Below are 24,437 nucleotides of genomic sequence, written 5' to 3'. Positions count from 1 at the left end.
AGGGCGACGCCAAACCGATATTTGTGTTAAGATTTAGATTATCAGCATTTGGCGACAATGATAGATCAAACTTTTTATTTGAAGTACAGCGGTATAAAAAGTAGTGGTAAAGTAGGGCGAAATTTAGATATGGCCCGGATCTGGAATGATTTATTTTATTGGCATGAAATAAAAACACCTCCCGGAGACTATCAGGGAGGTGCTTTAAATGCTTTCGAAACCTTTACTTAACCGAAAATTGATAAATTCCAGAATCGGTATAGTTCCCCGCAATATCTATTGTAACTACACGCCAGAAATAGGTTGTGCCTGGCTTTACCGCAACCTGGTATTGGGTATCGGAAACATTTGATTTGACGAGGGCCGGGGAGTTATTGTCCCCAAAGTAAATATCATATCCCTTTATTGCGGCTCCAAGCGTACTGCCTGTCCATTTAAGCGTAACATTGCCAGCCGAAGCCGTTACATTATCGCCAAAAAGAGGCGCTGTTATTTCAGCCGGATAGGGTGGATAGCTTATAGTGCCGGCTCCGGCATTGTAGAATTTCCAGGTGTCGCTTTGTGCAGTAGTTTTCGTTTTTGACGAGGTAGATATCACATACCAGGAGTATGGAGTATTACGAAGCAAATCGGCCGTGGCCTGCGTTGATGTGACATTTTGTTTGGTTTCAACTTTGGTAAGCAGGTTTTTTATAGCAAGGATATAGCCGTCCGCTTTATCGGCAGCCTGCCAGGTAAAAGTGATGGTACTTTTATCGGATGATATGATTGTTCCTGTAGTGCAGGGCTGGTCTTTCAACGGCGATAGCAGGCTTGTTGCAACAGGTGTAACATCCGGCGGTGGAGATTTCTTACCGCAGCCTGCAAACGCTAATATTATTAATAAACTATAGATCCAGGTTCTCATTTTTTCAAAATTTTAAAAGACTTGCCTTTTCCGTCCATTATTAAGTTAATTGAGTAAACACCGCTTGGCAAGGCTGAAAGATCCATCTGCAGCTTACCTGCCTGATTGACATATTGATTGGTATAAACAGTTTTACCATCAACCACATTGTATATTGTAACCGATAGTTTATTGATATTCGTGGTACCCGTATTAATGTTAAGAGCACTTTGGAACGGATTAGGATAGGGGAGCATCCGCTCATCCAGGTTTATTATTTTTTCAAATATACCCTGGCACAATTTGTCGGTAGTGACAGATAGTTTATTGGCACCTGCTATCAAAGGCAGGGTAATCTGACTATCGGTGGTAGTGTAAACAACATCATTAAGGTTAACATTGTAACTCGTTCCGCCATTTAATTGCAGATTTACAGTATTAAGTGTGTTGTTTACTGCAGAGTAAACCGATAGGTCTGCAGGCTCGGTGATCACAACGTTAAAGCATTGCTGGTAAATTTTACCCTCAACAGTTATACATAAACTGTAATTACCGGCGGCCAGCTTATCAATGGTGAGCTGATTTGTAAAGGGATACGTTGTTGTTGTGCCGTTAGAAGTAAATGAAGCCGTATAATTTAATTTTTGAACAGCCTGGATATTAACGGAACCGTTTGCACTGCCTTTGCAGGTGGTACTATTTAGCGTTAGTTTAAAGTTATTAGCAGGCAAATTAAACTGAGTGTATACCGTAGTGACAGCAGAAGTTGCGGTGTAGGATTTTAACGTGACAGCTACAGTGTATTGGCCTCCGTCTGTTGCTTTTAAGGTTGAGGCGGTGGCAGTTTTTATAGCCACACCATCTTTATACCATTGATAAGTATAACCAGCAGCCGTATTTGTTGAAAGTGTTACCGAACCGCCATCAAAAAATGTGGTCGACCCATTAGCTGTAATGGTTGGCAGATTAATGATACTTAACGTGCCAGGCACATAGCTGATGGCGTAGTTGTCGGACTTTGCGCCGCTTAATGTAATGGGGTAGTCACCTGCAGCCGACGATTTAGACGCTACAGTTACTATGGAAGGAAGCGTAATTAAGTCTTTTTCAGTCTCTTTGTTTACAAATCCTTTGTAACTAATTCTGAACGGCGGGTTGTTAGTGTCATATAACCTTACTGTATCAATAGCAGCAATGGTTAATGGTGCTTTTTGAACGGTGACTGTCTGTGAAACTGGTGCCGCGTCCAGGTATAGATCATTGCCCGGCTGGGTAACAGTGATTGTAACGTTGCCTGGTTTGATAAAGTAGATACTATCCTTATCTATTTTGGCTATCGCAGGATCACTGATTGTATAGGTTAAAGGGATTGTTGTATTGGTACTTGTAACTTTTAATGCCAATGCTTTATCACCATAAGTTACCCGGGGAAAAGAAGGAAAGGTTATTACCTGGTTGCCTTTAACTATTTGAATGGTTGCAACATTTTCGCCCTTTCCACCTGCATTGTAGGCCGCAATTCGATGAAGCTTTATGCCTTGTAGTGTCTTTGGGGTGCCTGTTATTGTCCCGGTGCTGTCTAAAGAAAGCCCTTGAGGCAGTAGGTCTTCAACCTGGTAGCCGTAAAGGTTCACTTTTCGTAATACGAAATTTTTTCCGTCGGATACAAGTAAGTTTCCCGCACCATCATAAGATACGCCTAAATTATCTGAATATTTGGCAAGTGTATCTATACCCTCTTCATATCCTTTCTGCAAAAAGCCTGAAAGTGGGATATTGCTGCTTCGTGCGCCTGATGGAAGAAATTTGCTTACAAACGATATCTGTCCGCAAGCATACACATTGTTGAGGCTATCCACAGCAACGCTGTTAGGCAGAAATAATGAGCCGGTTGCAAATGTTGATACCGTGTTATCTGGTGTTATTTTTCTAACACTGCCGTTAAACTTGTCTGCAATAAATAAATTTCCTTTTGAATCGATCGCGATACCGTATGGAACGCGGAAGGCAGCAATTGTCCCCGGCCCATCTATATTACCACCGTTAAGAACACCGGCTATGGTTGAAACTACGCCGGCAGGTGTGATTTTTCTGATCAGATTGTTGTATGAATCAGCAACGTAAACATTTTCTGTTTTGTCAACAGTTAAGCCATAGGGCAAGTTAAACGAGGCTAATTTCCCAATTCCGTTATCGTGTCCGGGAGAACCTGTTCCTGCCAGTGTAGTAACTGTTCCATCAGGGGTTATTTTTCTGATCAGGTGGTTCCCGTAATCGGCAACATATATATTTCCGGAAGCAGCAACTACAACACCGGTAGGATAGTTAAAAGTAGCATTCTGGCCTTTACCATCTTTGGTACCCTGAACGCCGCTGCCGGCAAATGTAGTTATTGCTCCGTCTGGTGTCAATTTCCTGATAGCGTTGTTGTTGGCATCGGCTATATAAATATTACCGGCAGCATCTCTTGCCGAACTAAGCGGATTGCCTAACCGGGCATTTTTCTTATCTCCATCTACATAGCCATATAAATGATTTCCACCTATGGTACTTGTTTGAGAAAACAAGCTGGTTAAAGGAACTGCACCGCCGGTATTGGTTACCTTTAATGGTTGTATTGGTTTGCCGATTTCATAGGTATGAAGACCGCTGCCGTAACTTATTACAGGTGCCGCAGGCTTTGTAACTGTTTGGCCCAATAAATTATTAACGGAAGTAATTACAAATAGTAAAATTAACAGGGGATACAGTTTCTTCATAGAAACAGAGGGGTAATTGATGATAAGGTTAAAAGTTCAATGTTTTGTATTTATACTAAATACGGTCTAAAAATAGATAATATTTGCTAATATTACTATACATCATAAGGATATATAGTAAACAAATTTCGAATACTCAGACAAAAAAAAAGAAGGATGGCTGCCAGGCCATCCTTCTTTTCGACTTTGTTGTTATCAATTATTTTGAATGTTTCACATCGTCATGATCTGTACCAACCACTACATCGTACCATTCTTCAATCTCTTTTTCAAATGCTGCGGTTTTTTCGCGGAAGCGTTGTAAAGTGTCACTGCCCAATGGTAAATGTACCGGAGGTTTTTCGGCGGCGGCAAGTTTGATGAAGGCTTGTGCCAGTTTTTCAGGATCGCCGGGCTGTTTGTAGTTAACTTCGGTTGCAAATGCGCGCATATTGCCTACGGTTTCATGGTAATCGCCAATTTCATTTGAGGTACGGGTAAGGGAACTTTCGTCGAGGAAGTTAGTGCGGAAAAAGCCAGGGGCAACTACGGTTGCATAGATGCCAAGCGGGGCAAGTTCAAGCGCCATAGCTTCGGTAAGGCCCTCCACTGCAAATTTAGTCGACCCGTAAACGCCCCAGCCAAAATAAGCTGCCAAACCGCCAACTGATGATATATTTATTACGTGACCCTTACGTTCTTTACGCATGTAAGGTAAAACGGCGCGGGTTACGTTTAATAAACCAAATACATTGGTTTCGTAGTTTTTTTACTTCCTGGGAAGTAGCTTCTTCAACTGCCGATAGTAAACCGAAGCCTGCGTTGTTTATCAGCACATCAATGCGGCCGAAATGCTCAATAGCTTTTGCTGCAGCATCTTTTGCCTGATCTTCATTGGTAACATCCAGTGGTACAACAAAGAGATTAGGGTCATTATCAAATTGCGCAGCCAATGTTTCAGGATCTTTGCGAACGGTTGCTACTAATTTATCGCCTGATGCTAATACAGCTTTTGATATTTCTAAACCAAAACCTCTTGAGGCTCCGGTTATAAACCATACTTTTTGAGTTTTCATTTTATGTTGCTTTTATTTGTTTTTGTTTACACTACAAAGTTGGCAACAAAAGCAGGCGGGGCTTATAGCAAAAACAAAGCTGTTATTATGAAAATCAAAGAAGCGCGTAAATTATGTCGTAGCCTGGTATGATCTTCTGAATTCTGCCGGGGTAACACCGGTGTTTTTCTTGAAAAACAAGCTGAAATTAGGTTGCTCGGCAAAACCCACACTATAACCGATGTCCTGTAATGTCCAATCGGTTTGTACCAACAGAGCTTTGGTTTCCTCGAGCAGGCGATTGCGGATATGGGTACTTACATTTTGCCCGGTGTATTTTTTTAAAACGGCGTTTAAATGATTGGGATGAACTGAAAGATTGGCCGCAAACTCTTTGGCCGTTTTTATTTTTATGGGCGATTTATAATTAATACCCGATGTTTCCCTCTCCAGCAAATGAAAAAACTGGTGGATGTAATGGTATTCATCAGATACATTATCAGGTTTGGGAAATTGGGCTACCCTCATACTTTCAACCATCAACAATTGAAGATAGGCCTGTAGTGCGTCCTCTTTTAAATGGTTGTTAGATAATTCTTCTTGGGCCATGCGCTCAAACAGGCCATTAAGTATAACCAGGTCGGAGTTTTTTAACCGGATGACACTTTTCTCCTTTTCGGCAAACAATCCATATTTGTCAATAGTGGTTTTTAGCTGGGGATGATCATTAATGAAACTCCTTTTAAAAAGTACATAATAACCACCCGATCTGTCTGAAAGGTTTTTCCATGATATGATATCATTGGGATGGATGAAAAGAATGGTGGGCTCCTCAATATAATAAGTATTAAGTCCCATAGTAAACACTCCCGCACCTTCGGTTATCATCAGTACCTTATAAAAATCCCGCCTGTTGGGCGATAGGTAGTTGCGACATTCGTGATGCTTACGATCGAAGACCTTGATGGTCCAGTTCTCGAAAGACTCACGCAATACCGGGATCATATCCGGCAGATCACGCAGGGTATCAATGGTCTTGGCGTCGAGGGTGGTTTGTCTCATGGCAGTATGCTCTATGCAAATATAAACAGCTAAGCTACCTTTACCATTTATTATGAAGAAAGATGACCTGTCTTCAATAAAGTTTTAACTGCTGTTAGTCGTATTGCCAGCGTATAAAATGATTGTTATCGTCCAGCGCTATTGAGTTGCCATTAAACCATTTCAGAAAATTATCCCATTTTGTTTTGTTGCTGCTTTCCCATGTGTTGAATGCATCCGGATCTCCCTGCATTAATATCCAATGATTATAAGCCTCCATGTTGCCGGATTTATTTACTAAATCCTGGTAAGCAAATAAGGCATTCGGGTATTTTTTATCAAACTCTCTTTGTAAGTAAGATTTCAGGAAATTTTGCCTGATCCTGTCGAGCGAATTTAAGTCGATAGTTTTTTCGGTAACGGCTGCAATGCCCATAGTAGGTTCATATATCATGCTGAATGGTAGCTTTAATTGCCCGCCAGTCGCAATCGAACTGGTAGAAATAGTGCTTGTTTTACTAAAGCTGATGGCTGTCTTTCCCGGTTCTGTATATTTTATTCCGCTTTGGTAGCCATTGTAAAGCAGTTTGCTGATTTCTTCTGTGCGTTTACTGTTGCGCTCAAGGTTCATGAAAAGTTCGCCATAAATCATACCCCATAATTTTTCTTCAGAGCCAAGGTAAAGTTTAGCAGCCCAATAATAATTTGATGGAAACGATGGCTCGGCCTCAATACCTTTCTCAAAATAGATGATGGCTTTGTTATAGTCCTTCGCTGCGAGTGGGATAACCCCACGTTCAAGGTAGAGGCAACCCGCTTTTGGGAATTTTTTTAATCCCGATTCATATGTATTTATTGCTTTGTCGCTTTGCCCCAGCATATCATAGCTGTTGCCTAATAACTGATATATGCGGTCAAATGATCCTGGTTTATCCTTTATGTTTTCTAAAACATCAATCGTTTTTTGATACTCTTTCCTGCTGTAATAGCAATAGGTCATTTCATAAGGGTAGGTGAGATTTGACGGGTCGAGCTTTTGAGCATCTGTAAGTAAAGCAAGGGCTTCATCAAATTTTCCTTCATCTTCAAGAGATACGGCTTGTTTGCCTTTTTGCAGGGCTGTTTCTTTATCAGTTTGTGCCAAAACGGTAAAACTAAATACCGTTAATAACAGGGTGATGAAAATAGATCCTGGTTTGTTCATTGTGTAAGGTTTATAGTACTCTAAAATACTTATTTACCAATCACAATTACAATAGTTGTAACCTGATTTTATTTCGCCAATTGCATCACCGCGTAAAGCGCAGCACCAGATATGGCAACCCAAAGTGCTACTCCCTGCAAAAGCGGTTTCAAGCCAACCGATGCCAATACTTTGCGTGAAAGACCTGCACCTATCAGGAATAAGGTAAGCGTTAACCCTGCCTTTGCTATATTGATCACATATGGGCTCATCAACCTTACAATTGGTAAATAAGTGTTAGCTATCATAGCCAATATGAACAGGCCTATAAAATAAGGGATACTTACTTTTTTTGATTTGTTCTTGAACAGGAAGGTAGATAAAAATGCTACCGGGATGATCCATAAAGCCCTTGCCAGTTTAACCGTAGTTGCTACTTCCAATGCATGTGTACCATATTTACTTGCTGCCCCAACTACCGAACTGGTATCGTGAATGGCAATGGCGCACCATAAACCAAACTGGGTTTGTGATAAATTAAGATAATGACCAATCAGCGGGAAAGTAAACAAGGCTATGGAGTTGAGGATAAAAACACAACCCAAAACTACGGAGATCTGTTTTTCTTCGGCTTTGATAACCGGTGAGATGGCCGCAATGGCGCTGCCGCCGCAAATAGCTGTACCTGATGAGATCAGAAAAGAGGTCTTTTTTTCGATGTTTAACCATCTACCCATTAAGGTACCGAATAATAAAGTTCCGGTTATGGACGCGATGGTAAATAAGATGCCTTCCTTGCCGGCTTGCAGGGCGCTGTGTACATTCATCCCAAAGCCTAAACCAACCACCGATACCTGTAGTAAAATGTGAGTGGCTTTATGATTAAGATGTAAATAGGGGTGACCGGAGCATTGTGCTACCACTAAGCCTAAAAATAAAGCTACTGCCGGGCTCATAAAAGGCATCAAGCATAGTACGATACATATTGCGAAGATAACCTTGCGGGCGTTTTCATTGATGTTTAGTAACAGGCCGCCTGTATTGTTTAATTGATGTGGGGTATTCATTTTTCCTTTGTTTTAATGATACAAAGGTGTTTGAATTTATCGCCGGTTTTTTATCATAAAATGCAATCTTTGATAACTAAAAGTTATTATGTATTTAATAGTTTAATGTTCCAAATACTCCATTTTTATAATCAGTAAGAGCCTGTTCAATCTCTTCTGATGTATTCATTACAAAGTTATCTTTAGCTGCTACCGGTTCGTCAATAGGTTCGGCAGAGAGGAATAATACCTGCGAATCTTCCTCAGCTAACACCAAAATATCCTCATTCTCCTTTTCAAACACAAGGAGATTATATTGGCTGATGGATTGTTCGTTTACATTAATGCTGCCTTTTATAACATAAAGTAATGTCCAGTAGCCTGGTGTGGCTTTGAAATTTGCTTCTTTGTTTGCCGCTATTTTCCCCACAATAGAAATAACCGGGGTGAAGTTTTTGATAGGCCCGATTTTGCCCTTATAATCGCCGCTTGCCAGGCTAAAGTCAAGGCCTTCGCCGATAAGTACTTTAGGTAATTGATTTGCTTTGGCTGATTGATAAAAGGGCTCATCCCACTTTTTACTTTTAGGTGCATTGATCCAAAGCTGAATAAGTTCCTGAACACCACCTTGCTGCAGTAATTCGGCGGTCGGGCCTTCGCTGTGCATAATACCTTTGCCCGCAAACATCCATTGCACATCCCCGGCTTTAATCACCTCGTCGTTACCGGCGTTGTCCTTGTGATAACCTTCGCCCTGTAACATAATGGTATAAGGACTAAAACCGCGATGAGGGTGCGGATGGATCCGTAAAGTTTGACCGGGTTCTATCACTTCGGGCCCCATGTGATGCAATACAATAAATGGATTTGCAAAGCGAAAATCCTTGTGAGGCAGAGGCTGCCGCACAGTTTCTTCGGCAGTGATCTTCTTTTCACGGCCGGCAAGGATATGGGTGATGGCTTTTTTCATTGGTTGAATTGCTTTAAGTAAAAATAGTTTATTGATCTGATTTTGTGCCTCTAAATCTCTCCGGGGACATCTTTTACTTGTTTTTTTAACCCTCTCTTCCGGTGGGTAGCCGTCAACTTAAGGAAAAAAGCGGGGATGTGCGATTCCCCTCTTGAGAGAGGCGGAGGGGTGTGTTCCTACGCTTTGCTTATCGATTGCAGAAACACACCCCTGCTACTGCTCTTTCCTCCGCACCCCCTCTCAAGCGGGGATTTTTAAAATCTGTTGCACAATTAATTGCTTCAGTTGACTGCTGTGCCTTTCGGGGGGCTTATTTACTTTAATGTTAACCTTACCAAATATTGCTTAAACTCGTCTTCCAACAAAACTTCCATATCAAAACCTGCTTCGTTTACAATAGGCTCCAATGTTTTTTCATCAACATAGAGCCAATGAAACCAGTCGGTTTTTTGACGGCTGTATTGGTATTGATAAAGCAACTCGCCGTAATAGCCTCTCTCCGGTAGGCCATCTTCATATAAGTAAGCGATGTCCGATGAATCAAACAGGATCTGTCCGCCGGGGTTGAGCAGGAGTTTAATATGTTGTAAAAATACTTTGAGGTTTTCAAGCGTCCCGGCAAGGCCAATACCGTTCATGAGCAGGAGCAGGGTGTCATATTTTTGGTCAGCATAAACAAAGATATCGCCTTTAAGCACTTTGTTCACACCTCGTTCTTTCATTACATCACAAGCCAACGGTGAGATATCCAGTGCCGTGCAATCAAAGCCGCGCTGCTGTAATACCAACGCATGGCTGCCTGCGCCAGCGCCAATATCTAATACCGTCCCGCGGCATTCGTTCATGGCCAGCCATTCAATATCGGGCATATCGTCCTCATCCCTGAAATAAATATCAACAGGCATTTCTTCTTTTGGCCCGTATTGATTATTGATCCATAGTTTATGGTTAGCTGATTTATGGTAATGATCATGTATGGCCTGGCCCAGTATATCTTTCATGTGCCCAAAAGTATGAATTGAAAGTTTAATTTAGCGGCAATAAATCCCTTTGGTTAGCTATGTGGTTAAGTTATGGTTTATTGGTGTTTATTCTGATCGCAGGTGTGGCGTATAGCACAGCGGCCCGTAAACTAACTGTTATAGCTGCTTTAACCGGCGCAGCCGTCGCTGTTTTAGTGTTTGCAGGTGCCGGTTTTACAGGTTTAGCCATGATGACCATTTTTTTCATTTTGGGATCAGCGGCTACCTCGGTGCAAAGCAACACCAAGAAGAATCTAAATGCTGATCAAAAAGGAGGGAGGACTTCAGCGCAGGTTTTAGCCAACGCGGGTACCGCCGCTTTATGCGGAATTTTGATCCTGCTATTACCGGTGCATGCGCATGTTTTACAATTGATGATGGCGGCCAGTTTTGCTTCTGCCACGGCAGATACGCTTTCGTCGGAGTTGGGAATGGTTTATGGTAAACGTTTCTTTAACATTATTACGCTAAAGCCGGATGCGCGTGGACTTGATGGTGTGATCAGTTTGGAAGGTACTTTAATTGGAATTGCCGGCTCTGTTATTATAGCTATTGTTTATACTATAGGTTTAGGCTGGACTATAAATATCATCTGGATTGTAGTTGCCGGTACGCTCGGCAATTTAACAGATTCTATTTTAGGTGCTGTGTTTGAGCGTAAAGGGATAATCGGTAACAATACCGTGAATTTTTTGAATACCCTGATAGCTTCACTGTTTATGTTGTTGTTTTACTTTGTTTTATAATTTTATCTGTAATAAAAAATGGTTCCTGTTATAGTTTTGATAGTTATCGTACTGGCGGTCTTCTTTTTCCTCAATAAAAAGAAAGTAGTAAATGAAGTTCCTGCGGCCTCATTGAATTATAAATTGCTTTTGGAGCAAAATATTCCTTATTATCAGCATCTCGACAGTGACCGGAAACTACTATTTGAGCAAAGGGTAGCTGCATTTTTAGCGGATATCACTATTGAAGGTGTTGGTACGAAGGTGAGTGATGCCGATAAAGTAATGATAGCGGCAAGCGCGGTGATCCCGATATTTGGCTTTGCAGATTGGAAATACCGCAACCTAACCAATGTGATCCTTTACCCGGATACATTCGACAATGAGTTTCAGTTTGAAGGCGAAAACAGGAGCATTTTAGGAATGGTAGGCTCGGGATATATGAACGGACAAATGATCCTGTCGAGGGCGGCTTTAACGAAAGGTTTCAGTAAATCGGCAGGGAAGGAAAACACGGCCATTCATGAATTTGTGCACTTGCTTGATAAATCTGACGGAGCTACGGATGGTGTGCCCGAAAACCTGCTCGCTCATGAATATGTGATGCCATGGCTAAAAATGATTCACCAGGAGATTCATAAAATTGAAGCCGGACGTTCCGATATCAATCCATATGCTATAACTAATGAGGCTGAATTTTTAGCCGTTGTTTCCGAATATTTTTTCCAAAAGCCTACCGAACTAAAGCATAAACATCCCGAGCTTTATGAGATGCTTAGTAATATGTTTTCGCAGGACCTGGCTGATAACGATATTGCCTGATTAAAAGCTCAAACCAAGCTGCCCCAATGGTTCGTGTTGAACAATCGTACTGCTGATATAATAAACGGGGGTTTCCTGGTGTCTTGAAGCCACAATGATATTGATACCATCGGCACAATTGGTAAACAGGTCTTCTACCAGTTTAGGGTCATTGTTGTTTTTGGACAGATGTGAAAGCAGGAGGTGGGTCATGTGCGGCGGGCGGTGCGTCATGAATAAACTCAGCGCCTGTTTGTTTGATAAATGCCCTTTGCCGCCACGGATGCGCTGTTTTAAGTAATACGGATAGCCGCCTTTATCCAGCATATCATCATCATAATTGGCTTCCAAAAAAGCGGCATGGCACTGGCTGAAGTAGCGGATCAGTTGATCGCATACTATCCCCAGATCCGTAAATACCCCAACCTTAACATCACGGCAGCTTACTATAAAACTATGCGGCTCGGATGCGTCATGTACTTTTGGGAAAGAAGTTATTTCCAGGTCGCCGATAAGTACAGTTTGAAATGCGCTGAGATGATGAACTTTTGAATGATCAACCCCACTAAGGTGCATCAATGTTCCCGGAGTGATATAAACCGGCAGCTGGTATTTTTTAGCTAACACGGGGATGCCGCGGATATGATCTGAATGTTCATGCGATACAAAAATAGCTTTTACCTTTTGCATGGATAAACCCAGTCGGGCCATGCGTTTTTCAGTTTCGCGGCATGAAATACCTACATCAACCAATATAGCCTCCTGATCGTTCCCCACGTAATAGCAATTGCCGTTACTTCCCGAATTTAATGATGTAATGAATAAAGACATTGAAATGCAAAGTAAACTATTTTGATGCTATTATTTCAATCCTAATGATTTTAGCATTCAGAAAATTAGCAATTTTTTTTGACGCTATAAAAACCTGCTTATATTTAGCCATGGATTCACCGCAAATTTTGCCCGTACTTGATGCAGAAGAACTACGCGTACTTGGTACTTTAATGGAAAAAGCCAAAACCACGCCCGATTATTATCCCATGACCCTTAACGGACTGGTGGCAGCCTGTAACCAGAAAACATCGCGCAAGCCGGTTGTTAATTATGATGACGATACCGTTATCAACGCCCTTAACTCGTTGAAAAGGCGCGGGTTGATGTCAACGGCTACCGGAGGCTCTATCCGTAACATTAAATACAAACACAATTTTGCTATTGTATTCCCGGTGATACCGTCGGAAGTGGCTCTGATCTGCCTCCTGATCCTTCGTGGACCTCAAACCCCCGGTGAGTTAAATACCAACAGCGGTCGCATGTATGAGTTTGATTCGATAGAAGAGGTACAGGAAATATTAGATAAACTGGCCGGAGGAGAAACGCCTTATATAGTACAGTTACCCAAACGGCCCGGCCAAAAAGAGGTCAGATACGCCCATTTATTAGGCGGAACACCCGAAATTAACGACGATGATTTTGCAGATGAACCTGTTGGTCGTTCGTCTTCATCGGCCTTGGAAGCCCGTTTGGTCAAAGCAGAACAGGAAATTGCTGAATTGAAAGAAACAGTAGGCAGGTTGATGAGGGAATTAGGAGTGGAGTAGTCTATATGACCGGGTCAAAACTAAATCTGCGCGTTCTTGATGAAACTAACAATCTGTTGCTTGGTCATGAGTATGAATATGTTTATCTGATAGATAAAAGAAGTAATAAAAGATTGGCATTAGGGGGCACTTATGGTGACCCTGCTTTTGGCTTAATAAGCAAGAATAATGACTGGTGCTTAGCAGGAGGTAGTTGGTTATATTTATGGAAGAAGCTTGCCGGTGTAAGCGAAATAGATGAGCCCGAACTTTCCTGGGTAGTAAAGGCACGGCAGGTATCTAACACGGAAGCGGAACTTTTGATTGATCCCTGGTCTGCGCATGGAGCTATTTGGTTGCTTGATGTGTATACCCTACAAAAGAAGAAGGTAAAGGATTTTAGGCGGGATGATGATTATGAAGAAGATTTTGTTTGGTGAGTTAAGTAGTTGAATCTTTAAGATATCTCTCCTAAAAACACTTTCATTACCCCGCGCAAGGCCCTTTCCGTTTCCGTATCTACAATATTCCCATCAGCATCAATCTTACTCCTGATGAAAGGAATAAGCAAAGTAGCTTCATTAGTTATTTTTGCAGAAAGTGCGCCGAGCGTTAACAGTAAAGCCGCATGTGCATGAGTCCCAACCGAGGATGCAGTAATCAAAGCCACCGGCTTATCAACCAGCGAACTGCTCGAAACCATCCAATCCAACATGTTTTTAAGCTGACCGGGAACCCCGAATGCATATTCGGGAGTGCAGATCACGATGCCTGCAGCATTCTTCATGAAACTTCGTAATTCTGAAACAGCTTCCGGCGGGGATTCATGATCAAGTCCCGGATCAAAGGGCGGGATATCAGCTAATCTATCATAGATAGAGTAATTGATATCAGCGGGAGTTAATCCGCCTAAAAACTTCAAAATATGATGATTGGACGAGCCTGATCTCAGGCTACCGGAAATGGCAAGGATGCTGCTTTTATCATTCATGAAATAGATGTTGCTGAACCAAACTTACGAAGTTTTTAAAACTTCGTAAGTTTTCCGAATGTCATATAAAGCAGGCCAAGGGAGCCGGCGCAAACTATACAAAAGACAAGATAAACGCCGACCCTTTACCCTCTGTTGATTGCACCTGGATATTGCCTTTGTGCAGCAGCATGATCTGTTTACACAGGCTTAAGCCAATGCCACTACCTGTTTTACGGGTACTAAAGAAAGGTATAAAGATCTTATCCAGCAGTTCAGGTGGCATGCCTAATCCGTTATCAATAACTTTTACAAAGGTTTTGCCACCCTGAATTTCAGCTGTGAGTGTGATACGTGGTTCTTCGCGGTCTTTTACCGCTTCAATAGCATTAACCAGCAGGTTGATCATTACCTGCTCAATTAGGTTGATATCGGCCTCAATAGCAAGCGTCGGGTCGCGAAGGATGATCTCCAGTTCGATCTTCTTTTTCTCCAGCGTAGGGGTCATCAAACTGTTCAGGTTCTCAAATATGTTACGCACCATGATCTTGTTCAGATCAAGCTTGGTGATCTTATTGAGGCTGCGGTAGCTTTCTGTGAACTTGAGTAAACCTTCACTGCGGCGTTTGATGGTATCGATACCAAGCTCGATATCTTCCAGGTCGCTATGCGGCAGGTTTTCGGCAATATCGGGGCTTTGCAACCGATTTTTGAGTGTATCTGCCAGCGACGAAATAGGCGCTACGGAGTTCATGATCTCGTGCGTCATTACATTAAGCAGCTTTGACCATGCCTTTGATTCTGTTTCATCCAACGCTTCATTCACGTTTTGAAAAGCGATGAGTTTGTATAATTTATCATCGCTGCGCATCAGGCTGGCATTTACAAGGATCTTAACCTGTTGCTGATTACGTGTAACAGTAATGATCTTGCTGTCACCTGGCTTAAGTTTCACAAGATCTGCATATAATAACGGCTCGCGTTTTTCAAGCGAATGGATTGTTTTTAAGTAAGGTACACCGATGATACTTTTAAAGGCCTCGTTGATCCAGCCGGTTTCGCCGGTTTCTTCTTCATATGATAAAATGCCGGTGTCAACCAGTTCAAGGATCTTTTGCAGATAATGATATTGCGTTTCGCGTTCGCGGCTGATGAGCTTAAATGTGGTATTAATATCGTTAAAACCTTTACGTAGTGGCTTAAGCTCGTTAGGTGCTTTACGTACATCAAAATGACGGGAAAAATCGCGGTAATGGATCGACTCAACAAATTGGTTTACTTCATCCTGCGCTTTTTTCTGGAAACGGATCATATCAACCACCGAATAAGCAACCAGCGGCAGCAGGATCACGAGGTATAAAAGCTGACCAAGGCTTACGATAACAAAGGCCGTAACGATAAGTACAAGCAGCAATAAAAACACACGCAGCAACAGCCGCCATTCGTAACGGTTAAATATCATATTTGCTTAATCTTCGGTATAAGGCGGTACGGGTAAGGCCAAGTTCTTTGGCTGCACGGGTAATGTTGCCGTTGTGCTTTTCAATAACCCGCAGTATCGCGTTTTTCTCCAGGGCACTTAACGGTATATTATCGGCATCAGCCACACTTTCTGTTGATGTTTCCAGTATCGAAAAAATCAGGTCGTCGGGCCTTAGCGTACTATCGTCGGCCATAATTACGGCACGTTCAATGGTGTATTGCAGTTCCCGAACGTTGCCGGGGAAATTGTATGATTTAAGTTTAGTAACAGCCGCCGCATCAAAATCCATGGATGGTTTAAGGTATTTGCTTGCGTACAGCTTCGCGAAATGGCGGGCTAAGATCACAATGTCCTCATTTCTGCGTCGCAGCGGCGGCATATTGATCTCAACGGTGTTGATGCGATAGATCAAATCCTTACGGAACTTGTTTTCGTTAGCCAGTTCGCTTAAAGCCACGTTCGTAGCACAGATCAGCCTGATGTCTACATCAACCGGTTTGTTGGTTCCCAGGCGGGTTACCTGGCGGTTTTGTAGAATGGTAAGGAGCTTTGCCTGTTGCTGCAGGCTGATATTACCAATCTCATCTAAAAATAGAGTACCGCCCTGTGCTTCTTCAAAGCGGCCCATGCGGTCTTCACGGGCATCAGTAAAAGCCCCTTTTTTATGACCGAAAAGCTCACTTTCAAATAAGGTATCTGTCAATGCGCCAACATCTACCTTTATAAAAGGCTTATCAGCACGGAGCGAACGTTCGTGAATAGCTTTCGCCATTAAATCTTTACCCGTACCGTTTTCCCCCAATATCAGGATATTGGCATCGGTAGGGGCTATTTTGTTCACCTTGTAAAAAATGTCCTGCATCACGTCCGATTCGCCGAGGATCGAGGTATCGCCCGCTGTGCTTTTAACCGGAGCTTTTGTTTTGGTGCCTCCGCCTTCTTTTTTATCGAGCAGGTCTTTTATCGTAGTTATCAGCTTTTCGTTATGCCATGGTTTTACCACGAAATCCTGAGCACCTTCTTTAAGCGAACGTACAGCCAGGTCAATATCGCCGTAAGCCGTTATCATGATTACACATACATCCGGTTTCCACTCCTTTACTTTTCGCAGCCAATACAAGCCCTCGTTACCAGTGTTAATGGCACTGTTAAAGTTCATATCAAGCAAAATCAAATCAACTTCGTTGCGTTGCAGCAGCCAGTTAAGGTTTTCGGGGTTCTTTTCGGTGATAATTTCCCGGGCTTCGGGCTTTAGCAAAAGTTTAACCGCGGTAAGTACGTCCGGATCGTCGTCAACAATTAAAACGGTGGCTTTTTTAAGTATCATTTATTTTCGGTTAATAGTTCGCAGATGTTTGTTTGCAGTGCCTCAAAATAATAACATATAGATTATTGAGGTTGTCAATTTAATAAAAGTTATAAATTTAAATTAAATTGTATCTCTTTATCGAAGCTGCCTAAATAAACTTTTAGCATTATTGCCATAAACCATGAACTATACGCTAATAAACCATCTAACATGAACTATAAATAAAAGACTCACTGTTGGTACCATCTGTTACAATTTTTATGCTAAATGTGCACTTTTTATAGCATGTATTATATAAAAGCTTCACAATGAAGCGCTAACCTGTATCTGTATACAACAAGCTATTAATGCTTAAAAAAACACTGTATCAATACCGTACACCTGATGTAACAGAAGCGTACGCTTAAATACTGTGTTTTGTGTTTAATTGATTGAAAAACAGTATTTTAATTTGTGGCATATCTTTTTGTTATAACATTTCAAAATATTATAAAAATACAGTGGACAGAAAAATTGAGAAAAAGACCTGGAACAGCAAGAAGATACTTATCATTGCAGGTATTACAGGCATTATTTTACTAATTGGCGGCAGTATTTATCTTACATCAGGTAAAAGCAAGCTCGATGTTGATACTGAACGCTTAACTATAAGTACTATTACTAAAGGCCCTTTCCAGGAGTTTATACCGGTTAACGGTGTGGTTATGCCACTGACCACCATATTTCTTGATGCATCAGAAGGCGGTGTTATTGAAGAAAAATATGTTGAAGACGGTGCCAACCTTAAAAAAGGCGACCCGATCCTGAGAATGTCAAACACCGATCTGGAGCTTACATTGGCCAACCAGGAAACCGCTGTTTATGCCGAACAAACCCAAATGCAGATCTCTCGTAACAACGCTCAGCAAAACACTATCAGCAAATTGAACACCATGGCTGATGTGGAGAATGCTTTTAAGGAGGCCGAAAGGATCTACAAACTTGATAAACATCTTTATGATCAAAAAGCTATAGGATTACAGGAATATCAATCAGCAAAAAATACTTATGATTACCAGGTAAACCGTTACAAATTAGCCAAACAGATCTTATCGCAGGATACTTCGCTGGTTAAGCAACAGGCTTCACAATCGCAGGAGCAATATGCCCACATGAAAACCACACTTGAACTGATGCGTAAAAAAGTGGCCGGCTTAGTGCTGGTGGCACCTACCGATGGTCAGTTAACATCAATGGATGCAGAAGTAGGGCAGAGCAAGAATAAAGGTGAGCACCTGGGGCAGATAGACGTACAGTCGGGTTTTAAAGTTAGGGTTGATATTGACGAGCATTACCTGTCACGCATTTATACCGGCCTGAAAGGTGATTTTCAGTTTGCCGATCAAACATATAACCTGGTTATCAAAAAGGTATACACCCAGGTTAAAGCAACCGGAAGTTTCCAGGTTGATATGCAATTTGTTGGGAAGGTACCAACAGGGATCCGTAAAGGGCAAACGCTGCAGGTAAGGTTGGCATTGAGCGATCAGATGCAGGCGGTATTGGTTCCTAAAGGTGGGTTCTTTCAGCAAACAGGCGGTAACTGGATCTTCAAAGTAAGTGAAGACGGTACAAAAGCTTATAAAGTGAACATCCAGCTCGGACGCCAGAGCCCTGATTATTTCGTAGTAACCGAAGGTTTAAACCCTGGTGATAAGGTTATAACCTCGAGTTATGAAACTTATGGTGATATTCAGGAACTTGTGCTAAAAAAATAACTTAATCCGGCTGCAACGCCAGCCACTGTTTAAGCGTCATTATAATATTAAACCGAACTAATTAATAAATTTAAATAAACAAAAAATCAGATCAGCCCGCCATAAAGGCGGAATGAATAACGGAGGCACCAATGATAAAAATTTCCAATCTTGAGAAATTCTACCGCACCGAAGAGGTAGAAACCATTGCATTAAACAAGCTGTCGATGGAAGTAGCTACAGGCGAATTTGTGGCCATCATGGGCCCATCAGGCTGTGGCAAATCAACCTTGCTTAACATTTTAGGCATGCTTGATGATCCGGATGCGGGCAGTTATGTTTTTAACGAAATTGAAGTGGCTCACTTTAACGAGCGCAAACGTGCCGATCTGCGCAAGCACAATATCGGTTTTGTGTTCCAGAGCTTTAACCTTATTGATGAACTTACTGTTTTTGAAAACGTTGAGTTACCATTGATCTACACTGGTGTAGCTGCTTCAGAACGCGTAAAAAGGGTAGAAGAGGTTTTAGACAAAATGCAGATCATGCACCGTCGTAATCACTATCCGCAACAGTTATCAGGTGGTCAGCAACAGCGTGTGGCCATTGCCCGTGCGGTTGTTAACAAGCCTAAACTGATCCTTGCGGATGAGCCCACCGGTAACCTTGACAGCAGCAACGGTAACGATGTTATGGAACTGCTTACCGATTTGAACGAACAGGGAACTACCATTATCATGGTTACTCACTCTGAACATGACGCCCGTTACAGTCATCGCATTATACGCCTGCTTGACGGACAAACCGTTATGGAAAATATCATGGTGTAGTTTATTAAGTCAATAGTCTTAAGTTCAAAGTCATCGTTAATATTAATGATCTGGCTATTTACTTAATACTAAAGACATCGGACTTAGACCACCGCCCCGAGATCAGTTTATAAATAAGTTAATAAAGTGCCTCTGCTGCCCTTCTCTGCAAATGTGGAGAAGGGCATTTGGAGTGTTTTGTTATTAAATTCCTACTGTTATGTTTAAAAACTACCTGAAAACCGCATGGAGAAACTTAATTAACACCAAGTTTTACAGCGCTTTAAACATTGTGGGCCTCACCATTGGCCTGGCTGTTGGTATGCTTATTTTAATTTGGGTGCAGGACGAATTAAGTTACGACGGCTTCAATACCAAAGCCGACCAGATTTACAAGGTTAATGCCTCCATTGGTACAGGTGCAACTAAACAGGTTTGGGGGGGCGTACCGGCTCCGGTTGCTGCATTTGCGTTGAAGGAAGTGCCGGGAGTAGTGAACGCCGTTAGGGTGATAACTGCTTATGATTATTCCGTTTTTAAATACAAAGACAAATTACTTAAGGAAGAGTATGGCAAACTATCATTTGTTGATGACGCTTTTTTTACGCTGTTTGATTATAAGTTATTAAAGGGAAATGCCAAGACTCCTTTCCCTAATGATCAATCGGTTATTATAACCGAAAGTACTGCCAAAAGATATTTTGGTGATGAAGATCCTATTGGTAAAACCATTATGGGCGATAGCAAAGTCCCATATACCGTATCAGGTATACTGGCCGATTTTCCGGCTAATTCCAGCATTAACGCGGATATTTTATTTTCCATGAATGTGAAAAGGAACCAGTACGATGGTAATGGTTACTGGAAAGCGATGGATGCGGATTGGGGCAACTATTATACAACAACCTTTTTACAGGTAAGGCCCGATGCTTCAATAAAAGCCATCGGCGATAAACTTACGCAGATCCATATGAAAAACCAGGCAGGAATTAAACCTTCCGATGGTGTTTTTCAACTGCAACCTTTGAGCGATATTCATTTGTATAATCCCGATGGCTCATCAGCGGGGATCCAAATTGTGAGAGTTTTTTCAATTGTCGCAATATTGATCTTGCTCATTGCCTGCATCAACTATATCAACCTTTCAACTGCCCGTGCTATGCTGCGCTCGAAAGAAGTAAGCGTACGCAAAATTATTGGTGCCGAAAGAAGTCAGCTTTTTATACAGTTTATTGTTGAAACCGTTTTATGCTTCGCGATTGCCCTGGTGCTGGCCTTCGCGCTTATTTACGCTGTAATGCCTGTATACAACAGTGTTGCCGGCAAGCAAATGCACTTCGACCTGTTTAACGCCAGCGTATGGCAGGTTATCGTTTTAACTATTATTGCAACGCTTGTTGCATCAAGTATATACCCGGCCATGCTGCTTTCATCATTTAAGCCTGTCAACGCGCTTAAAGGTAAAATATCAGGTGCCGGTAAAGGAACATTAAGGAAAGTGCTGGTAGTATGCCAGTTTGCTTTTTCTATCGGATTGATCATCGGTACGCTTATCATCAACCGTCAATTGCAATACATTCACTCGGTACAATTAGGGTACGATAAAGAGCACGTTTTTAGCTTGCCTATGCGAGCCATGCAGGATCATTATGAAGCCATTAAAGCCGATCTGCTAAGCCATACCGAAATAAAAGAAGTAAGCAGTGGTGATAATAGCGTAGTTAGTAGCGGCAGCAGCACAGGTGATACCGATTGGGACGGTAAAGCACCAGATGTAAGCATGATCATCCATCCTTTTGATATTGATAAGGATTTTGCAGGTATGTTTAAACTGAAATTTGCAGCCGGAACAGGATTCACCGGTTCAAAATCAGATACAGCACATTTTATCCTTAACGAGACAGCCGTAAAATTGGCAGGGATTAAAGATCCTATCGGCAAGCGCTTTAAACTGCATGATCTTAACGGTACTATTATTGGCGTTGTTAAAGATTTTCACTTCGCTTCATTAAAACAAACCATTGAGCCGGCCATATTTGCTTACAGGCCAAGTTCGTGGCAAATGTATATTAAGACAACCGGCAAGGATGCCCCTGCAGCTGTTAAGCTGGTTGAAAAATACTGGAAACAGTACAATTCGGCCTTCCCATATGATTATAACTTTCTGGAGGATACCTATAACGATATGTATAAAACAGAGCAGCATACTTCTACATTGTTCAACATATTTGCAGGTATAGCCGTATTTATCTCATGCTTAGGTTTATTTGGGCTTGCTACTTACACTGCTCAGGTTAAAAATAAAGAAATAGGGATCCGTAAAGTATTGGGTGCCAGTGTAACCAATATTACTGCCGTGCTATCGCGTGACTTTTTGATACTTGTGCTGATAGCTATCGTTATAGCATCGCCCATAGCCTGGTACGTCATGAATAAGTGGCTGATGGACTATGCTTACCGCGCCGAGCTTCATTGGTGGCTGATAGCCGTGGCCGGTGGGGCAGCCATTCTTATTGCGTTTATAACAATCAGTTTCCAGTCGATTAAAGCGGCGCTGGCTAATCCGGTGAAGAGTTTAAGATCAGAATAATTATTGATAGAGATGTAGCAACAGCAGGAAGAAGTTTATACCAGTTAATCAGTAACCCAGGATGCTTAAAATTTATTTAAAAACGGCTTATCGAACTTTACTCAAAAACAAAGTCTACGCTTTTGTAAACATTTTGGGCCTTGCTGTTGGTATTGCTGCCTGTGTGCTCATTGGTTTATTTGTTAGCAACGAAAGAAGCTTTGATAACTTTGTACCGAATGCGGATAAGGTTTATCGTCTTAATGAATATATGCATTACGATGGTACGGCACCATCAACAGCTGCAATTGTTGGCCCGCCTGTTGCGCCTTTTTTGAAGGCTAATAATAATGAAATAGATAGCTATACCCGTGTTTTTCCCGCAGTACCGCTTGTTTATCCATCGGTGACTATGGAGTACCTGGGTAAAAAGATAAAAGCGGAAAAGCTGGCTTGTACTGATACCTCCTTTGCCAGTATGTTTAACCCGGTTATAATTGAGGGCGAAAGAAATAAATTTACCCGCGATCAAAATACTATTGTACTTACAGCAAGCCTCGCGCGTAAGCTTTTTGGTAACAGCCCTGCATTGAATAAAATGATTCAATTACGCACCGCTGATACCACGGTAACGAGTTTTACTGTAAGCAACGTAATTGCCGATATGCCTAAAAACTCCCATTTGCAGATTGAGGCAATGGTGCCCTTCCCGAAAGAGTTTTTAAATAGCTTTTTAGGTACAAACTATAATGTTTTAATGGGGGCAACGTACTTCAGGATATCCGATAATAAAAATATAAGTTTACTTGAAAGCAGGTTGACAAAAACTATTCATGCCAAGAGTAAATTTATTGATTTTACCTTACAACCTTTAAACCGTATCCATACGGGCTCTGTTAATATCAGCTACGATGAGCTCAACTATAAAAAGATAGATGGTAAATACCTGAATATATTTATAGTAATAGCTATTGCTGTTTTTTTAATTGCCTGTGTAAATTTTGTTAATCTTACTACAGCTATTGCAGGCTATCGTGGTAAAGAAGTGGCCATTAAAAAAATTGTAGGCGCAAGGCGTTTTCATGTAGTTTTTCAGGTACTTATCGAAACCTTTTTTTCGGTACTATTATCGCTGATATCAGCGCTGTTGCTTATTACCATCTTTTTGCCATTGTTAAATAAACTACTTGACAGAGAACTTACTTCAGCAAGTATTTATCATGGCGCTATGGTTGTTGTTTTTGCAGGTATACTGATAGGAACTACATTACTGGCTGGTATTTATCCGGCCTGGTTTATCTCAAGAGCAAATACCGGTGAAGCTTTAAAAACAAATGTGTTATTGGGTGGTTCAAAATCATCGTTACGTAATATCCTGGTTACCGGTCAGTTTGCTATAGCCGTTATATTCATGATTAGCTTAATGGTGATACTTAAGCAGCTAAGATATATGCAGCAACGTAATCTTGGCTATTCTTATAGTCAGGTTTTAAAATTGCCAATGGATTTGCAGCTGGCAAAAAAAATGCCGGTACTTAAAGCAGAGATTGCTAAAGTAAAAGGTGTTAAAGACATCACCAATGGTTTTATGGAAATGGGCGGCAATGGTTCAATATTTGGCATCGACTTTATTGCACCAAACGGCGAAGCCAAAAAGATCACTGTAAACATGGAGAATGCTGGTATAAATTATATCAGTTTTTTCGACATGAAAATGATAGCCGGCCGTGCCTTTAGTAAGGATCAGCAAAATGAGTATATTATCAATCAAACCCTGGCCAAACAAATAGGTTACACTGATCCTGTTGGTAAGCCTATCAACATAACATCATTACCTCCCGGCAGGATCGTTGGCGTTGTAAAAGATTTCAATTACAGTAGTTTACATAAAACCATCGAGCCACTTATTATTGGTAACATGGATTATATACCTTATTGGCAAACCAATTTATACATCAAAGTTTCTGGTACCAATGTTAGCCAAACATTAAAGGGTATACAGGAAGTGATTAATGCTATAGGTGGTGACGGCAAGTTTGATTACCAGTTTATTGATGATCATTTTAATGAAGTATATCATTCCGAAAGACAGGCCGGGAGCATGATTGCCATCATTGGCGGGCTGGCTATGCTTATTTCGTGCCTTGGTTTGTTGAGCCTCGCTGCTTTTGTTGTATTGAGGCGCAAAAAGGAGATCGGAATCCGTAAAGTGCTTGGTGCTTCGGTTTCCAATATTACCGCTTTATTATCAAAAGAGTTTTTAATACTGGTATTTATCGCCTTTGTAATTGCATCACCGGTAGCTTATTATTTTATGGATAAGTGGCTGCAGGGATTTGCCTACAGGATAAACATACAGTGGTGGGTTATTGCCGGGGCAGGTGGAGCAGCCATTCTTATTGCTTTTATAACAATTAGTTTCCAATCGATTAAAGCGGCGCTTGCTAATCCGGTTAAAAGTTTAAGATCAGAGTGATTGGAGGTTGGAGATCAGAGATTAGATCGATTGTGTTA

The 24,437-nt window shown here is 41.6% G+C and carries 20 protein-coding genes and 1 pseudogene; 9 read left to right on the top strand and 12 right to left on the bottom strand.

The window, feature by feature from the left end; genetic code table 11:
* The first annotated feature begins 57 nt into the window (after positions 1-57).
* Positions 58-231, top strand: coding sequence for a hypothetical protein (locus MTO98_RS18735; protein WP_243480410.1), 174 nt, complete (start codon positions 58-60; stop codon positions 229-231).
* Here the strand turns inward: MTO98_RS18735 and MTO98_RS18730 are convergent.
* The 8 genes and pseudogenes from MTO98_RS18730 to MTO98_RS18695 form a co-directional block, all read right to left on the bottom strand.
* A complete protein-coding gene (locus MTO98_RS18730; protein WP_243480409.1) occupies positions 224-907 on the bottom strand; it encodes a hypothetical protein in 684 nt (227 codons plus the stop codon). The two genes, MTO98_RS18735 and MTO98_RS18730, sit on opposite strands and share 8 nt — an antisense overlap.
* Positions 904-3,645, bottom strand: a complete 2,742-nt coding sequence (locus MTO98_RS18725; RefSeq protein ID WP_243480408.1) for an MBG domain-containing protein — start codon at positions 3,643-3,645, stop codon at positions 904-906. Before MTO98_RS18725 ends, MTO98_RS18730 begins: the two co-directional genes overlap by 4 nt.
* A gap of 199 nt (positions 3,646-3,844) precedes the next feature.
* Positions 3,845-4,700: pseudogene (locus MTO98_RS18720) on the bottom strand (oxidoreductase).
* A gap of 111 nt (positions 4,701-4,811) precedes the next feature.
* Positions 4,812-5,741 carry an AraC family transcriptional regulator gene (locus MTO98_RS18715; RefSeq protein WP_243480407.1) on the bottom strand — a complete coding sequence of 310 codons (930 nt, stop codon included), beginning with the start codon at positions 5,739-5,741 and terminating at the stop codon, positions 4,812-4,814.
* A gap of 94 nt (positions 5,742-5,835) precedes the next feature.
* Positions 5,836-6,924 (bottom strand): lipopolysaccharide assembly protein LapB, encoded by a 1,089-nt coding sequence (locus MTO98_RS18710; RefSeq protein ID WP_243480406.1) that lies wholly within the window; start codon positions 6,922-6,924, stop codon positions 5,836-5,838.
* 68 nt (positions 6,925-6,992) lie between these two features.
* Positions 6,993-7,970, bottom strand: a complete 978-nt coding sequence (locus MTO98_RS18705; protein WP_243480405.1) for a YeiH family protein — start codon at positions 7,968-7,970, stop codon at positions 6,993-6,995.
* 94 nt (positions 7,971-8,064) lie between these two features.
* Entirely contained in the window at positions 8,065-8,919 is an 855-nt protein-coding gene (locus tag MTO98_RS18700; RefSeq protein ID WP_243480404.1) for a pirin family protein, read from the bottom strand.
* Between the two features lie 314 nt (positions 8,920-9,233).
* Positions 9,234-9,920, bottom strand: a complete 687-nt coding sequence (locus tag MTO98_RS18695) for a bifunctional 2-polyprenyl-6-hydroxyphenol methylase/3-demethylubiquinol 3-O-methyltransferase UbiG (RefSeq protein WP_243480403.1) — start codon at positions 9,918-9,920, stop codon at positions 9,234-9,236.
* Positions 9,921-9,979: 59 nt separating this feature from the next.
* Here MTO98_RS18695 and MTO98_RS18690 point away from each other — a divergent pair, with 59 nt between their 5' ends.
* Both MTO98_RS18690 and MTO98_RS18685 read left to right on the top strand, forming a co-directional pair.
* The gene (locus tag MTO98_RS18690; protein ID WP_243480402.1) at positions 9,980-10,687 is read left to right on the top strand and encodes a DUF92 domain-containing protein; all 708 of its coding nucleotides are present in this window, start codon (positions 9,980-9,982) and stop codon (positions 10,685-10,687) included.
* An 18-nt stretch (positions 10,688-10,705) separates the two neighbouring features.
* The gene (locus tag MTO98_RS18685) at positions 10,706-11,488 is read left to right on the top strand and encodes a zinc-dependent peptidase (RefSeq protein ID WP_243480401.1); all 783 of its coding nucleotides are present in this window, start codon (positions 10,706-10,708) and stop codon (positions 11,486-11,488) included.
* Here the strand turns inward: MTO98_RS18685 and MTO98_RS18680 are convergent, their stop codons facing one another.
* On the bottom strand, positions 11,489-12,298 hold the full coding sequence (locus MTO98_RS18680; protein ID WP_243480400.1) for an MBL fold metallo-hydrolase: 810 nt from the start codon (positions 12,296-12,298) through the stop codon (positions 11,489-11,491).
* Positions 12,299-12,408: 110 nt separating this feature from the next.
* On the opposite strand from MTO98_RS18680, the gene MTO98_RS18675 reads away from it, so the two are divergent.
* Positions 12,409-13,068 carry a YceH family protein gene (locus MTO98_RS18675; protein ID WP_243480399.1) on the top strand — a complete coding sequence of 220 codons (660 nt, stop codon included), beginning with the start codon at positions 12,409-12,411 and terminating at the stop codon, positions 13,066-13,068.
* 5 nt (positions 13,069-13,073) lie between these two features.
* Positions 13,074-13,487: a hypothetical protein gene (locus MTO98_RS18670; RefSeq protein ID WP_243480398.1), complete on the top strand. Its 414-nt coding sequence runs from the start codon at positions 13,074-13,076 to the stop codon at positions 13,485-13,487.
* A gap of 17 nt (positions 13,488-13,504) precedes the next feature.
* On the opposite strand, the gene MTO98_RS18665 is transcribed toward MTO98_RS18670, so the two are convergent.
* The 3 genes from MTO98_RS18665 to MTO98_RS18655 form a co-directional block, all read right to left on the bottom strand.
* Complete coding sequence (locus MTO98_RS18665; RefSeq protein ID WP_243480397.1) at positions 13,505-14,038, bottom strand: NADPH-dependent FMN reductase; 534 nt, start codon at positions 14,036-14,038, stop codon at positions 13,505-13,507.
* Between the two features lie 94 nt (positions 14,039-14,132).
* The gene (locus MTO98_RS18660) at positions 14,133-15,479 is read right to left on the bottom strand and encodes a PAS domain-containing sensor histidine kinase (protein WP_243480396.1); all 1,347 of its coding nucleotides are present in this window, start codon (positions 15,477-15,479) and stop codon (positions 14,133-14,135) included.
* Positions 15,469-16,827: a sigma-54 dependent transcriptional regulator gene (locus MTO98_RS18655; RefSeq protein ID WP_243480395.1), complete on the bottom strand. Its 1,359-nt coding sequence runs from the start codon at positions 16,825-16,827 to the stop codon at positions 15,469-15,471. The genes MTO98_RS18660 and MTO98_RS18655 overlap by 11 nt, the downstream gene beginning before the upstream one ends.
* Before the next feature lie 482 nt (positions 16,828-17,309).
* On the opposite strand from MTO98_RS18655, the gene MTO98_RS18650 reads away from it, so the two are divergent.
* The 4 genes from MTO98_RS18650 to MTO98_RS18635 all read left to right on the top strand — a co-directional run bounded on the left by MTO98_RS18650 (position 17,310) and on the right by MTO98_RS18635 (position 24,399).
* On the top strand, positions 17,310-18,566 hold the full coding sequence (locus tag MTO98_RS18650) for an efflux RND transporter periplasmic adaptor subunit (protein ID WP_243480394.1): 1,257 nt from the start codon (positions 17,310-17,312) through the stop codon (positions 18,564-18,566).
* A 131-nt stretch (positions 18,567-18,697) separates the two neighbouring features.
* Positions 18,698-19,375, top strand: coding sequence for an ABC transporter ATP-binding protein (locus tag MTO98_RS18645; protein ID WP_090525339.1), 678 nt, complete (start codon positions 18,698-18,700; stop codon positions 19,373-19,375).
* A gap of 199 nt (positions 19,376-19,574) precedes the next feature.
* Positions 19,575-21,944 carry an ABC transporter permease gene (locus tag MTO98_RS18640; protein ID WP_243480393.1) on the top strand — a complete coding sequence of 790 codons (2,370 nt, stop codon included), beginning with the start codon at positions 19,575-19,577 and terminating at the stop codon, positions 21,942-21,944.
* Positions 21,945-22,005: 61 nt separating this feature from the next.
* Positions 22,006-24,399 carry an ABC transporter permease gene (locus tag MTO98_RS18635; protein WP_243480392.1) on the top strand — a complete coding sequence of 798 codons (2,394 nt, stop codon included), beginning with the start codon at positions 22,006-22,008 and terminating at the stop codon, positions 24,397-24,399.
* Positions 24,400-24,437: the final 38 nt, after the last annotated feature.

The organism is Mucilaginibacter sp. SMC90, assembly GCF_022811725.1.
GTDB lineage: Bacteria > Bacteroidota > Bacteroidia > Sphingobacteriales > Sphingobacteriaceae > Mucilaginibacter.
This window is presented reverse-complemented; position numbering and strand designations above follow the sequence as displayed.

Bases quoted from the DNA above. Each gene is read 5' to 3' on its own strand.
- MTO98_RS18735 (WP_243480410.1), top strand. From the start codon at position 58: ATGATAGATCAAACTTTTTATTTGAAGTACAGCGGTATAAAAAGTAGT.
- MTO98_RS18730 (WP_243480409.1), bottom strand. From the start codon at position 907: ATGAGAACCTGGATCTATAGTTTATTAATAATATTAGCGTTTGCAGGC.
- MTO98_RS18725 (WP_243480408.1), bottom strand. From the start codon at position 3,645: ATGAAGAAACTGTATCCCCTGTTAATTTTACTATTTGTAATTACTTCC.
- MTO98_RS18715 (WP_243480407.1), bottom strand. From the start codon at position 5,741: ATGAGACAAACCACCCTCGACGCCAAGACCATTGATACCCTGCGTGAT.
- MTO98_RS18710 (WP_243480406.1), bottom strand. From the start codon at position 6,924: ATGAACAAACCAGGATCTATTTTCATCACCCTGTTATTAACGGTATTT.
- MTO98_RS18705 (WP_243480405.1), bottom strand. From the start codon at position 7,970: ATGAATACCCCACATCAATTAAACAATACAGGCGGCCTGTTACTAAAC.
- MTO98_RS18700 (WP_243480404.1), bottom strand. From the start codon at position 8,919: ATGAAAAAAGCCATCACCCATATCCTTGCCGGCCGTGAAAAGAAGATC.
- MTO98_RS18695 (WP_243480403.1), bottom strand. From the start codon at position 9,920: ATGAAAGATATACTGGGCCAGGCCATACATGATCATTACCATAAATCA.
- MTO98_RS18690 (WP_243480402.1), top strand. From the start codon at position 9,980: ATGTGGTTAAGTTATGGTTTATTGGTGTTTATTCTGATCGCAGGTGTG.
- MTO98_RS18685 (WP_243480401.1), top strand. From the start codon at position 10,706: ATGGTTCCTGTTATAGTTTTGATAGTTATCGTACTGGCGGTCTTCTTT.
- MTO98_RS18680 (WP_243480400.1), bottom strand. From the start codon at position 12,298: ATGTCTTTATTCATTACATCATTAAATTCGGGAAGTAACGGCAATTGC.
- MTO98_RS18675 (WP_243480399.1), top strand. From the start codon at position 12,409: ATGGATTCACCGCAAATTTTGCCCGTACTTGATGCAGAAGAACTACGC.
- MTO98_RS18670 (WP_243480398.1), top strand. From the start codon at position 13,074: ATGACCGGGTCAAAACTAAATCTGCGCGTTCTTGATGAAACTAACAAT.
- MTO98_RS18665 (WP_243480397.1), bottom strand. From the start codon at position 14,038: ATGAATGATAAAAGCAGCATCCTTGCCATTTCCGGTAGCCTGAGATCA.
- MTO98_RS18660 (WP_243480396.1), bottom strand. From the start codon at position 15,479: ATGATATTTAACCGTTACGAATGGCGGCTGTTGCTGCGTGTGTTTTTA.
- MTO98_RS18655 (WP_243480395.1), bottom strand. From the start codon at position 16,827: ATGATACTTAAAAAAGCCACCGTTTTAATTGTTGACGACGATCCGGAC.
- MTO98_RS18645 (WP_090525339.1), top strand. From the start codon at position 18,698: ATGATAAAAATTTCCAATCTTGAGAAATTCTACCGCACCGAAGAGGTA.
- MTO98_RS18640 (WP_243480393.1), top strand. From the start codon at position 19,575: ATGTTTAAAAACTACCTGAAAACCGCATGGAGAAACTTAATTAACACC.
- MTO98_RS18635 (WP_243480392.1), top strand. From the start codon at position 22,006: ATGCTTAAAATTTATTTAAAAACGGCTTATCGAACTTTACTCAAAAAC.